Source organism: Streptomyces sp. NPDC057253 (genome assembly GCF_042669125.1).
Lineage (GTDB): Bacteria > Actinomycetota > Actinomycetes > Streptomycetales > Streptomycetaceae > Streptomyces.
In genome coordinates this window covers 48,229-61,801 of the sequence record NZ_JBHUXV010000010.1, presented here as the reverse complement: position 1 = coordinate 61,801, position 13,573 = coordinate 48,229, and the positions used below count along the sequence as shown (strand labels likewise).

Below are 13,573 nucleotides of genomic sequence, written 5' to 3'. Positions count from 1 at the left end.
CGGCACATCAAGGAGCCCCATTGGCCACCTACGAACGTCCTGACGCCTTCGTCGAGGAGCGTCTGACCACCTACGCGGACACCGTCACCAGCGGCACCACCACCTCCACCGACTACGTCACCTCCGACCAAGCTGACGCCCGCTACCAGCAGCTCGGCCAGCCCGTGAACCTCACGCTGTCCGCGAGCCAGGGGCAGGCCATCACGGCGAAGCAGACCTCCGACACCAAGCCGCGCCTCCAGGTCGGCTCGGACGGCGTCGTCGCGTTCGGTACCGGCTCTGCGGACCCCGACGCGAACCTGAAGCGCGTCGGCCCTGGCCTGCTCGGCACGGATGGCTCCCTCTCCCAGGGCGGCCACACCGTCCTGGACGTCTCCCAGGTCGCCGTAGCCGGCGGACTCGCCACCCTCGGCACCGACGGAAAGCTCCTCGCGAGCCAGCTCCCGGCCAGCGCAGGGGGCGGCTCGTCGAACCCGAACACCACCCTCAGCACCACGAAGGGCTACTACGTACCGCCGAGTTGGGGCGAGTTCTGGCGCGTCAAGCGCGACGCAGCGAAGACCGGGGCAGGCAAAGCGACCGTCGCCGTCGTCGGCGGTGCAGCCGCAGCAGGCTTCCCCGCATCCAAGCTGCGTGCCAAGGGCTGGCCGGGCGTCCTCACCACGTCGCTTCAGGGCACCTATGGCGACGGCGGAAGCGGCTACTACACCTCCCTGCTCAGCTCGCTGGGCATCATGGGCTACACCAGCACCACGTCCTGGACCAGCGAACTGATCGGCCAGGTCGGCACCTGGGCCATCGGCGGCTTCATGGCGGGCCCCGGCTGGGGCTACGTGTACTCCAAGACGCCCGGCGACAACCTCACCTTCACGGTGAGAGGCACGAGCGTCACGATCTACACGCTCGGCGCGGACGGCCAGCACTCGCCCTGGTCCTACAGTATCGACGGCGCCACGGCGGTCGCGGTCACCGACACGGCCACCACCGGCCTCGCGGTCATCACCACCAAGATCACCGGCCTGGCCGTCGGCACTCACACGGTCAAGCTCACGCACACCGGCACCGCGAGCCAGTACCTCTCCGTCTGCGGTGTGGCCGGCGAAAACGCCAACGGCGTCGTGCTCAACAACTTCGGCCGCCGCTACGCCATTGCGAGCGAATACCTGCCGGCGCTGAAGGTCCCGTGGAACGGCGGACCGTCCTACCCGGCCGACGTCGTCATCTACGCGGTCAGCCTCGACGACATCGTCAGCGGAATCGACGCCGACGCCTGGGCGACCAACGTACGCCAACACCTCAGCAACATCCGAGACGGCGGAGCCGCAACCGGCGCCACCGACATCGTCATTGTTCTCCCTCACGTCGGAACAGCAGACACCGCGACCTTCTGCTATCAGGACTTCGTCGACCGCGCCCACGCTCTCGCCCGGACTTTCCAGGCGGCAGTCATCGACCTCTGGGCTCTCGGTCGGAACTCGTGGAACTACTGGAACTCCCTGTCGTACTGGGGCGATACCGCAAATCCAGGCGCCGCAGGTACGGACGCATTCTTCATGTCAGACGCCGGCCACTCCTACGTCGCAGGAGTCATCAACGCGCTCCTTTCGAGCTGACAGAGAGTTCCCATGGTTATTCCTCAGATGCCGCTTGTCATAGCGGTAGCCAAGAGCCAGGTCGGCGTTCACGAAGGGTATGTCGAGGGCGGCTGGAACAACCTCACCCGATACGCCTACGAAGTCCCCACCCTCGCTTGGGCGGATGGCCAGTCGTGGTGCGACACATTCGTCTCGTGGGTAGCTATGCGAGCCGGTGTCGCCAACCTCTTCCCTCGCACAGCGGATTGCTCCGCCTCCATTACCTGGTGGCAGGCAGCCAACCGATGGAGCTGGTATCCCGCGGTTGGAGCACAAGTCATGCTGGGACCCAGCGGAGCTGACCACACCGGGATCGTGTACGCCTTCGACTCCGTTTTCATCTACACGATCGAAGGAAATGGAAACGTAAACGGCACCGACGAAGGCGACGGCGTCTATCTGCGAAAGCGGAAGCGCACGGACACCAACGTGTACGGGTACGGCTTGCCGGCGTACGGCGAGGGCATCATCACCGCAGACTCCTCGCTGAAGGGCCTGGCGGGCTACATCTACGCGACCTCCCACACCGGCCCAGGTCCAGCCACTCTGCGCCAGGGCGCCTGGATGGTCGACAACCTGGTCACCGGCACGCTCGCCATCAACGGGCCCGCGAACACGGGTCGCCTGTTCATCCAGCAGAACGACCCCGACACCGTCGGCCTGGAGGTCACGGCGGCATCGTCGCCCAACCAGTCCCTCGTCAAGTTCCGGGACACCAACGGCAACGTCGCGTTCGAGATCAACGCCGCCGGCCAGATCATTCACCGAGGCCAGGCACTGCACACCAGCAGCATCCAGATCGGCTCCGCCACCCCCGACCTCGGCGGAGGCGGCGGTGTCCTCGGCATCAAGGACGCGTCCCCCGCCCCGACGACCAACCCGACGGGTGGCTCGCTACTGTACTCCGAGGGCGGTGTCCCGAAGGTGCGCACCGCGGGTGGTGTCGTCGTCGACCTGTCCACCGTTCCCAGAAACGAGTGGCGCCCCAGCGACCACGGCCTGGTCGCCTGGACGATGGACCCGGCCTCCTGCTCCACGACCGGAACAACCCTCAGCACGGGATACATCTACTTCATCGAGATCGTCCTGCGGAACGCAGCCACGATCACGAGCCTGTGCGCGAACCTCGGCAGCGGCGGCACCGGCCTGACCGCCAGCCAGTGCCTGGCCGGCCTCTACACCTCCAGCGGCACGCGCGTCGCCGTGACGGCCGACATGTCGACGACGTGGAACTCCGCAGGCGACAAGACCATGGCGCTCACCGCGTCGTACAGCGCGGCGGCAGGCAAGTACTACATCGCCTTCCTCGTGAACGGGACGACGAGCCCGACTTTCGCGTGTGGCAGCACCCTCGGCAGTTTCACCCCCGGAAATGCTCACCTCACCGCCGGCAATTACAGGTTCTGCCGCTCCGCGTCGGGCCAGACCTCGCTGCCCACGAGCTACACGATGACGAGCGCCACGCCGGACGCGAACAACGTCTGGGCTGCCGCTGCCTAAATCCGGGCCTGTAACAGATTCCTGCGAATGCTGCAATCCTGACTTCGGAGGAATCATGACGTAATCACCGGAAGGCCCGAATAATGCCCTGGATAACCAACGAGGATGCCGCCATCAAGGCGAAGCTCCAGGGTTTGGTTGTCAAGGACACCAACGCACCCGTCGAGGGCCTTCCGGTCGATGTCCGATTCCGTCTCCCTGAAAACGAGCTGGCGACAGCGACCTTCCCGCTCATCGTCATCGAGCGCACCCGCGTAGAGCCCGACCACGATCGGGAACACCGCGGCACCGTCGAACTCGGATACATCCCAGAGGGATACGACAGCACCAAGTCCTACTTGGCGACAGATCCCATCCCGTACGTGTTCGAGTACCAGGTCACCGTCTACACGCGAAAGCAGCGGCACGCGGCTAATATCGCCCAAATGCTCTCCGCTAGGGACTATCTCCACCCGCGCTGGGCCTACCTGGAAGTTCCGCAGGACGGAACCGTAAGGCGTCTCGAAGTCGCAGGCGGACCCGAATTCAACGAGGGCCGCGACTCCCAGGGAAAGCGCCTGTGGCAGGTCGACTACCTGCTGCACGTGAGCGCTGAACTCCTCGACGAGATCGCCGAAATCAAGCCCGTCCAGACGGTCGAACTCACCACTCATCCCCTCGGCCAGTAGGCCCTTAAAGGAGCTTTCCCTATGGCGACTTTCCTGCGCCCCGGCATCTACGTGGACGAGACGCTGGATGCAATATCGAACCCCGTCACGTCGAGCCCCGGCGAGGCCATCGCCGCGTTCGTCGGCGCCCACAACTTCGGTCCGGCCGTCCCCACGCTGATCACCTCCTGGTCGCAGTTCAACCTCGTCTACGGCGGCTGGGGCAGCGGCACCGACCTCCTGCCCTACGCGGTCTACTCATACTTCGCCAACGGCGGCGGCAAGGCGTACGTCTGCCGCGCTGTCCCGTCCGACTCGGTCGCCTCCCACGTCACCCTGAACGACCGACAGGCCACCCCCGAGGCGCTGCTCACCCTCACCGCCCGCGCAGCCGGCGCCTTCGGCAACCAGATCTACGTCGACATCTCCAACGCCAACACGGGCGCCGGCCGATTCAACATGGCCGTCAAGGTCGGCGGCACCGGGGACGCGTACATCGCCGACCGGTACAACGACGTCTCCCTCGACCCGGCCGACTCCCGGAACCTGGTCGCGATGATCAACTCCCCGGTCACCGGCAGCGCGTTCGTCAGGGCCGACTACGTCGCCACCGACGCTTGGTCCGCCGCGCTCACCCCCGCCCTCCAGACCGGTACGCCACTGACGGGTGGTATCGACGGCAGTGCCGCGCCCGACCTGGTCGCCGCGACCAAGCAGCTCGAAGCGACCGGCGAGATCGTCAACATCAACCTGCCGGGTGTCACGGACACCGCGGTCCTCAACAACATCATCAGCTGGATCGAGGACTACGGCTACGGCTTCCTGGTGGTGGACGCACCGCAGACGGTGTCGCTGGACGCTCCGACGGCCGTCACCAACTACGCCAAGCTCTCGCCCGCGGCGAACTCCGGCTCCTCCCCGGCGCCTCTGACGTCTAGCTCGTACGTCGGCGTCTACGGGCCTTGGCTGGTGAGCGCGGACCCGGCCTCGGTCGCGTCCGGCGCCACCCGGATCCTCCCGCCCGGAGGCGCGGTCCTGGGCAAGATCTCCCAGACCGACACCCTCTACGGACCGCACCAGTCGGCCGCCGGCACCCTGAGTCGTCTCAGCGGGGTGTACTCCACCGAGCTGCGCTTCACCAACGCCCAGCTCGACAACCTCAACGCCTGGGGCATCAACGTCATCCGGCAGATCCCCCAGAGCGGCATCTGCATCATGGGCGCGAGGACCCTCAAGTCCGGCTACCCCGACCGCTACATCGCCGTTCGCCGGCTGCTGACGTACACGCGCAAGATCCTCGTCGACCTCACGCGCTCGGCGGTCTTCGCGCCCAACACGCCGGACCTGTGGCACTCCATCGCGGCCACTCTCACCCAGCAGCTCACCACGCAGGCTCAGGCGGGCATGTTCGCCAGCGCGACCCCGGATACCGCGTTCCAGGTGATCTGTGACGACACCAACAACACCACCAGCACGGTGGACAACGGTGAGGTCCATATCGACGTGGGCATCGCGGTGGCACGGCCGGCCGAGTACGTCGCGATCCACATCAGCCAGTACGACGGCGGTGCGACGGTCACCGAATCCGCATAAGGAATCGGGGCCGGGTCAGTAACAGGCCCGGCCCCGCCGTAACCCCTTGAATCCCCACTCGGACACCGCACACAGAGCACTACCCGGCGCACCTCGTGCTACGGGAGTAGTGAATGGCATCCACCCTCAAGACCGTCTCGCAGAGCCAGAGTCTGGCCACGCGACAGACGGACCCCCTCCGCTCGTTCAAGTTCCACGTCCAGATCTCTCAGGTCGGGAAGCTCTCGCAGGCTTACCCGAAGCTGGGCTTCATGTCCGTCAGCGGGCTGAGCGTGACGACCGACGTCATCGCATACCGGGCCGGCGGCATGAACACGACCACCCAGAAGATGCCTCGAATTGACTGGGCCCTCGCTGCGTAAGTAGTGAGTGAAAATCCCGAGAATTGCTGGGACGTCCTGTTAGACCTCGGCGCCACAGCGTGGGGCGAAAGCCCGAGCGCGATGGCTTGAGAAGTCCGTGGGTAGGGAAAATCAGCAGCCGAGCCCGCCTGGGAAACCGACGGGAAGGTTCAGAGACTATGTACGGGACACCCCACGGGGGTGAAGATAGAGTCCGAACTCACGTGAGAGCGTGAGAGGCTGGCAGAAATGACCAGCCCGCTCCGGGAAACCGGAGAGGTAACAGCACCTGGGTCAGAGCGACTTCAGCCCCGTCACCCTTTCCAAGGGAATGATGCCGGGCGACCAGAACCTCGTGAACTGGATGTATCAGCTCTTCGATGTCATGCAGGGCAATGGCTCTGGCAGTGACACCGGCAGCGAATTCCGGGCCACGATCGACATCATGCTCATCGACCACCCGGTCACGAAGAGCAAGGCCGCCGTAAAGGCAGTGTGGCGTCTCTACAACGCCTGGCCGACCTCCGTTGCATTCGGCGACCTCGACGCCGGAAGTAACACCTTCGCCGTTTCCCAGCTCACGTTCGCGCATGAGGGCTGGGACTTCAAGGTGGCCGACTCCTACGGCCCGAACTCCTACGCGGTCATCAAGTAATCCCCGGCACAAGGAAATCACTCATGTCTGAAATGCAGTACGACTGGACCTTCGATTCCCCCGCTGGTGGCCGGCAGGTCGACGTCCTCGGTGACACGCAGGGCGCGACCGCCGCCATTCAGAGCCTCCTCACCGACTCAACCGGCGAACCGCCGGCCATCCCCACGCCGCCCGACTGCCTCATAACTCTCCCCGCCGGACTGGTCCGCGAGAACTACGTCATCACCGAGGCCGAGGTGCGCGAGCTGACCGGCGCCGACGAGGAGGCCCTGGCCCGCGTCCGGTCCAACCCCCTGCGCATGCTGGAGACCCTGCTGGAGCTGGGGACGGTCCGTATCGGCGACGTGCCGGCCACCTCTGACATCCTTCCGCAGCTCCTGCTCGGTGACCGTGACGCCCTGGTCGTCGCCATCCGGCGAGTCACCTTCGGCGACGAAATGGACTTCGCCGAGATCGGCTGCCCCACCTGCGGAGCCGACTTCTCGGCGACGATCTCACTCGGCGACATCAAGTCCCAGACGGCAGAGGTCGGCCGGCTGACCGTCCCGCTGCGCAAGGGCGGCTACGCCATCGTCCGGTACCCGACCGGCGCCGACCAGGCGGCCATGCTCGCCGACCCCAAGGCCACCAACGCCGAGCACAACTCCACCCTGCTCGCACGATGCCTGGTAGAGATCCGCGACGCACAGGGCAACACCAAGCCCGGCGGCGCAGACCTCGCCAAGTCCCTCGGACTGGCCGACCGCCGCACGATCCTCAACCAGCTCGCGGCCAAGCAGCCCGGTCCCCGGCTGCTGGAAGTGTCGATCGAGCACGAGGAGTGCGGAGGTGAGGTCCCGCTCCCGCTCAGCGTGGCCGACCTCTTTCGCGACTTCTGACGCCCGAGCAACACGGGCTGACATCACAACCCTCGCCTACGCCCACCCCGAGTGGCAGCTCAGCGAGATCAAGCAACTGACGGTCCAGGAGCGCGAGTACTGGCGTGACCTGGCCGTCTGGGTCAAGAACAGAAGGGAGGCGGCGGCTTCCAGTGGCTGAAGACAACGAGATCAACCGGGCAGAGCCCAACTTCGGAGGCCGCCTCCTCGGCACGAACGGCATGCAGCGCGCGGCCGACAAGGTCGAGCAGGACATCAACAAGCTCGGCGCGAACATCGCCGCCCTGAACCGTGCCCTCCAGGGCGCGGTCAACTCGGCCACCCGAGGAGCAGCGTTCCGGGGCATGCCCACCCAGGCATTCCCCGCAGCCAACCAGACCACCCGCATCAACCCGGCCCCGATCTCTCACCCACCGGCCAACACCGTCACCCAGGCCGGGGGCACCTTCACGCACCCGACGACGGGACGGGTCTACAGCGGGCCCATGGCCGACCGCCTGGCCGCGCGGCACCAGGCCCAGATCGCGGCGCAGCAGAGTCTGTCTGCCGCGCGAGTCTCGCGGCAGGAGGCGTTCAGCCAGCAGGCCATGGTCGCCGCGCAGGGCTGGGGCTACCAGGACAACGGTCTGTCGCAGCACATGTCCGCTTCGTTGGCTGCGGCGCAGGCTCGGGAGGCCGGCCGGCAGCAGCGGGCGAAGATGCAGGCCCAGATGCAGGCCCAGTCCGCACAGGCGCGGGCCAGCCGCCAGCAGATGGTGAACCAGCAGAGCCTGGACGCGCAGCAGAACTTCGCGGCCACCTACGGTTCGCAGGCAAGCCAGCAGTACCAGCAGAACATGTCTGCGTCCCAGGCGGCAGCCCAGGCTCGCGCGGCGGCGCGACAGTCTCGTCAGCAGGCCCGGAACCCCGGCATCAACCCGGCCCTGGTGTCCCGCGTCACGCCGGAACGAGTGGCGCAGGCCCGTCAGGCGAACGCCGACGCCTACTACGGCTCCCTCTTCGACGAGGCGATACGACGGCAGAACATCGCCGACAACCCGACGTACGGCCTGCGCATCGGCCAGCGGATGTGGTCCTACAACCGCGGCGCCGGTCTCTCCAGCGCCCGAGTCAGCGGCGGCGGTGTCTACGCCACGCGCAACGGTTCGGTCCTGAACCTGGGCCGGCAGCAGCAGAACTACACCGCGCCTCCGCCGCAGGGCTTCTCCTCGACCGTGCCGTCGGACGAGGCGACCAACGGCATCGACGGCAGCCCTCCCTCGACCCTGGGCAAGGGGCCGGTCAACGCCGTCTACCAGCAGGCGGTGAAGTACGGCGACCGTATGAAGCCGCAGATGGAGGAGATGGACCGGTACACCAACTGGGCCGCCATCGCCTCCGGTGGCGCACCGTCGGGCTACGACAAGTGGGGCTGGAAGAACGCGATCCGCGACCACAGCTACGGCATGGTCGTCGCCAAGTCCACCGAGGATGCCAGCAACGCGAACTTCCTCCTCGACAAGAACTTCGGCCTGACCTACGGCACATCCGCACAGTCCGCTGTACGAGGCAACGCCTTCGGTGCCGCGTACGTCGCCGGCTTGGACGCGGAGACCGGCGCCAAGCTGTACTCCAGCCTGTACAACCCGCAGGCGTCGCTTGCGGCGAAGCGTCTCGGCTACGGGCCCACCATCGGACGTGGCGGCAAGGCGACGGGCATCGGCACGCTCGCCGACAACATCATGTCTCGCACCTTCGGGTCGAAGTCGATCTCCAGCAAGAAGTTCGCGGCGGCCACTGCTTCCGGCCAGGTCCTCGACTACAACGTCGACCAGCTCGGGCAGGCATCCGGCTGGGACGCCGACACGATCGACAACCTCAAGGAGTACATGCGGGGCAGGAACACCCTGCTCCAGAACTCCCACATGTCCTCCGCCGCGGCCGACAAGCTCATCGCCGACGCATCACAGACCGGTAAGAAGGGCGAGGCGGCCCGCAGCAAGCTGAGCAAGTACGGCGTCTCGGAGAGTCTCGGGCAGACGCGCAAGGACTTCGAAGCACAGGAGCGGCAGCACGACGCCAACATGGGCGACTCGTTCGCTCACAACCTGGAGACGGCCACCCACGCCGTCCAGAAGTTCGAGGGCGCGATCAACAGCTTCCTCGAACTGCCGGGCATCAAGCAGATCGTCGGTGCCTCGGGCGCGTGGGCTACAGCCACCAAGGAGCCGGTCAGCCAGATCAAGAGCATCTGGAACTTCGGCAAGAGCCTGCTGCCCACCGGCATCTTCGGTGGTGCCGCAAGCTCCGCCTCCACCTCGTCCTCCGGCGGCCACGACAAGAACTCCAAGCCCACCGCGGGCCATGTCGCCAACGGCAACGCTGGCAAGGCCATCTCGGCTGCCCTCACCCAGGTCGGCGTCCCCTACGTATGGGGCGGCGAGCAGGAAGGAAAGGGCTTCGATTGCTCCGGCCTGATGCAGTGGGCCTTCCGCTCGGCAGGCATCAACCTGCCTCGGACATCACAGAGCCAGATGAAGGTCGGCGTCGAGGTCGACAAGCAGCACATCCAGCCCGGCGACCTCCTCTTCCCCGAGCCCGGCCACGTGATGATGGCGATTGGCAACGGAAAGCTCGTCGAGGCGCCGCACACGGGCCTGGACGTCCGCGTCCGCTCCTACAACCTCGGCGAGATCAAGGCCGTTCGCCGGGTCGCCAGTTCCGTCGGCGCCGTAGCGGACTACAACACATCAACCAACCAGAGCGACGCCGACGGGTCCGGCAACGCCGGCTCGTACGCGGGAGTAGGCACCAACGCCAGCCAGGAGGAAGTCGACGCCATCGCCGCCGCACTCGCCGGCGGCGGGGCCTACACCATGGGCGCCCAGACCAGCGGCACCGGCACGTCGATCAACGCAGACAGCACCACTACCGTGGCGAACGCCCCCTCGAACCCGAAGGGCAACGCCGCACTCGGCAAGAAGCTAGCGGCCAAGCGCGGCTGGACCGGCAAAGAGTGGAACGCGCTCTACGAGCTGTGGGACCACGAGTCCAACTGGGACGAGAAGGCCACAAACCACAGCTCAGGCGCGTACGGCATTGCCCAGGCGCTGCCCGCGAGCAAGTACGCCTCCAAGGGCAAGGACTGGAAGACGAACCCGGCCACACAGATCGAGTGGGGCCTGGACTACATCGCCGAGCGGCCGGACTACGGCAAGCCGTCGAAGGCGTGGGAGCTGTGGCAGAAGCGCAGCCCCCATTGGTACGCCTCGGGCGCTTGGGAGATCCCCCAAGACCTCACCGCGCAGGTCCACAAGGGAGAAATGATCATCCCGGCGGCCAAGGCGGAAACGATTCGCCAGGCGCTCATCAAGGACTCGGTCAACGTCGTATCCCCGGCCGGCGCCGCGGCATCCGCTGCCACGGGCTCGGCGGGCGGCGGTGTGTCCCTCTCCTTCGCCCAGGGCGCCATCCAGATCCACGTCACCGGAGCGATGTCCGACCGCGCGGCCTCCGACGCCGCCAAGAAGGTCGTTGACTGCATCGCCGCAGACAACCGCATCAAGCAACTCGGAGTAGGTGTCTGATGGCCGTCAACCCGAAGAACCCGCAGTTCGACCCCCGCATGCGGAGCATCCCGGCACTCGGGGTCGCCGCGAAGAAAGACTCAGGGTTCTGGCGAGGCTCTATCTATCGCGAAGAGAGGACCGTCACGGGTGGCTACCTGACGCTGGACTTCCTGTTCAACCCGTCCACGATCAGCATCAGCCACAGTCTGGGATACAACCTGTCCGCGGCCGACCGGTCGACGGACGGAAACGTCATCGGCGCTCAGGGCATCGGTACGCTCCAGTTCGACTTGCTCTTCGACCGGACGTACGAGATGTACGGGGCCAGCCCGAACTTCTACGACGAGGCCGCAACGAAGGGTGTGCTCGCCGACGTCGAGGCCCTCTACAACATCACCGGGGCCTACGACGTCACCGCGAAGGGCGCGCAGCAGAAGTCGCTCCAGGCGATGCAGCCCAACGCATGCAATTTCTTCTTTGGAGGGTCGTCGTCCGGTGCCGGCCTGCTGGCGAACAACACCCTGTCGTACTACGGGACTGTGACAAGCCTGACCGTCACCTACACCCATTTCTCGCGAGAGATGATTCCCCAACGCTGTGCTCTCAGTCTTTCGGTGGACCTGTCGACGAAGGTGAACTAGTAGCCGTGATTCCTGCGAATTCTCGATATGCGGCCAGCGCCACCACGATCATTACCGGAAGCGACGGAAAGTCCCGTAACGTGATCCTTCCGGATGGTCCAGGAATTCTCGCCGCAACTGTGCAGATATACACCTGGGCTGAAGGTGACAGAGCGGATCTGGTGGCCTACCGAAACTACGGCGACGCCTCCCAGTGGTGGCGAATAGCAGAATTCAACCCTCAGATCCTGGACTGGACGGAACTAGCCGTCGGCACAAGGGTGAGGATCCCGATTGTCTAGCAAGTGGCCGCTCATATCCCTGGAAACCCCCGCTCTCAGCGGAAGGAAATGGGTCACGGATGCAGTGATCACCCAGGGCGAAGCGCTGCACGAGGTCGCCCAGATCACGGTGCTCCACCAGGTGCAGCGCGGCGCCTCCAGCAGCTCCGGCTGGTCCCTGGACCTCACGGGCGTGATGACTGAGGGCACACCCGTCGCCCTGCGCTTCGGTGACACGGTCCGCTCCACGACGTTCCACGGATACGTCTCCTCAGTCGCCGTCCGGGGCAGTGACACCCACCAGTCGCTCGCCGCGTCTGTGAACGTGCCGGTCGTCTACACCTGCATCGGGCCGACCTACTACATGCAGTCCCAGACCAACCGGCTGTGGCCCTCGGCGACCGCCTCGTACGTGGCGCGGAACCTCACGCGAGGCGCCGGCCTGCGCCCGCAGGTGCAGCAGAGCAGCAGGCTGTTCGAGAACCTTCCCCAGCAGGCCACGAGCGACTTCCTGTTCCTCCGGGACCTGGCCGACGAAGTCGGGTTCCGGATGGTCCCGAACGGAACGACCATCTCGGTCACCGACCCCCTGGTATCCCTGCGCGAGACAGGGGAGGACCGGCCGGCGTTCAACTACGCGAAGGCGCCCACCGACTCGGTCAAGACCTGGAAGTCGACTGCCGGGCAGCTCGACCCTCTCGGCGGCACCCGCACCCGACGCGAGGGCTACAGCTTCAACACCACCACGGGCGCGCTCGTCCGTGTCGTCGCCGACGGTACGCAGGACGCCACTGTCACGCAGTACAGCACCGGACGCCCGTTCGCGTCGCAGGCAGAGGCTGCGGAAGCACTCGCCGCCGAGGTCCGCCGCGAACGCCTGTGGGTCCACGGCGAGGGCACGCTGCGCGGGGACAGCCGGCTACGGCCCGGCGTCGAGCTGGAGATCGACGGCAGCGCACTCGGCCCCAACGACGCCGGGCTGTGGATGGTGCGCTCGACCGCACACCGCATATCCGTGATGCCCAACGAGCCGTCAGCCGGCGTGTATTGGACCGACGTCAGCCTCGGCCGCAACCGCATCGACGGACTCGATTCCGTCCCCAAGACCGGGCTGGTCGACGTCATCCAAGACGGCTCATCACTGATCGACGGGCGCTGGCGCGCTCAGCACGTTGGGAGGGCCTGACCCATGGCGCTCGCCTCCACGAGCACCGACATCTACGGTGCGATCATCACGCACGCCCAGGACCCCCAGGGCCTCGGGCGCGTCCGCCTGCGCATACCGCAGGTCTCAGGAGACGCCGTCACCGGCTGGGCCTACCCGTCCGGGCAGGTCACCCGACAGGCCGCTGTCGGCGAACGAGTCTGGGCCACCTACGACGGCGGCGGCCGACGCCTCGTGTACTGGCCGGCCGAACCGGGACAGGTCACCGGCCCACAACTCGCCGCGAACGCCCTCGACGGCATGACGGTGTCGGCCAGCAACCCTCTGCGCGGTAGCGACACCTGGACCAACCCAACACTGACGACCGGCTGGGCGACGACCACCGCCTTCGGCGGAACCACAGGTGTCCAACCCATCCAGTTCCGCCGGGACTCCTGGGGCAACCTGCACATCTGCGGGGCCCTGACCGTGACCGACGCGGCAGCAACCTCCACCGCGTTCACCGTGCCCGACGGCTACTACAACCCCAACTACCGCGTCGGATACCCGGTCGTGGAACAGAAGACCGACGGCACGTTCATCACGACCTGGGGCTACGTCAACGCCATCGGCGCAGTCCACTTCGACAAGCCGGCCGGCTTCACCCGCAACGCAGGGGACGCCTTCTACGTCAACGCGCGGGTCCACCTGGGCATCATCACGTAAGGACCG

11 protein-coding genes are annotated in these 13,573 nt (G+C 66.3%); all 11 read left to right on the top strand.

From position 1 onward, the window contains the following. The first annotated feature begins 20 nt into the window (after positions 1–20). The 11 genes from ACFULQ_RS07790 (at position 21) to ACFULQ_RS07740 (ending at position 13,567) form a co-directional block, all read left to right on the top strand. Positions 21–1,613, top strand: a complete 1,593-nt coding sequence (locus tag ACFULQ_RS07790; protein ID WP_383539631.1) for a hypothetical protein — start codon at positions 21–23, stop codon at positions 1,611–1,613. Positions 1,614–1,913: 300 nt separating this feature from the next. Then, entirely contained in the window at positions 1,914–3,134 is a 1,221-nt protein-coding gene (locus tag ACFULQ_RS07785) for a hypothetical protein (RefSeq protein ID WP_383539628.1), read from the top strand. 83 nt (positions 3,135–3,217) lie between these two features. Beyond that, complete coding sequence (locus tag ACFULQ_RS07780; RefSeq protein WP_383539625.1) at positions 3,218–3,802, top strand: hypothetical protein; 585 nt, start codon at positions 3,218–3,220, stop codon at positions 3,800–3,802. 21 nt (positions 3,803–3,823) lie between these two features. After that, positions 3,824–5,374, top strand: coding sequence for a hypothetical protein (locus tag ACFULQ_RS07775; RefSeq protein WP_383539622.1), 1,551 nt, complete (start codon positions 3,824–3,826; stop codon positions 5,372–5,374). Positions 5,375–5,487: 113 nt separating this feature from the next. After that, a complete protein-coding gene (locus ACFULQ_RS07770; RefSeq protein ID WP_383539619.1) occupies positions 5,488–5,736 on the top strand; it encodes a phage tail protein in 249 nt (82 codons plus the stop codon). Positions 5,737–6,004: 268 nt separating this feature from the next. After that, positions 6,005–6,370 carry a phage tail protein gene (locus ACFULQ_RS07765; protein WP_383539924.1) on the top strand — a complete coding sequence of 122 codons (366 nt, stop codon included), beginning with the start codon at positions 6,005–6,007 and terminating at the stop codon, positions 6,368–6,370. A 23-nt stretch (positions 6,371–6,393) separates the two neighbouring features. Further along, a complete protein-coding gene (locus tag ACFULQ_RS07760; RefSeq protein WP_383539617.1) occupies positions 6,394–7,248 on the top strand; it encodes a hypothetical protein in 855 nt (284 codons plus the stop codon). Positions 7,249–7,400: 152 nt separating this feature from the next. Beyond that, positions 7,401–10,814, top strand: a complete 3,414-nt coding sequence (locus ACFULQ_RS07755; protein WP_383539615.1) for a C40 family peptidase — start codon at positions 7,401–7,403, stop codon at positions 10,812–10,814. After that, positions 10,814–11,437, top strand: a complete 624-nt coding sequence (locus tag ACFULQ_RS07750) for a hypothetical protein (protein WP_383539612.1) — start codon at positions 10,814–10,816, stop codon at positions 11,435–11,437. The genes ACFULQ_RS07755 and ACFULQ_RS07750 overlap by 1 nt, the downstream gene beginning before the upstream one ends. A gap of 273 nt (positions 11,438–11,710) precedes the next feature. Next, entirely contained in the window at positions 11,711–12,883 is a 1,173-nt protein-coding gene (locus ACFULQ_RS07745; protein ID WP_383539609.1) for a hypothetical protein, read from the top strand. 3 nt (positions 12,884–12,886) lie between these two features. Further along, positions 12,887–13,567 carry a hypothetical protein gene (locus ACFULQ_RS07740; RefSeq protein WP_383539606.1) on the top strand — a complete coding sequence of 227 codons (681 nt, stop codon included), beginning with the start codon at positions 12,887–12,889 and terminating at the stop codon, positions 13,565–13,567. The last annotated feature ends 6 nt before the right edge of the window (positions 13,568–13,573 follow it).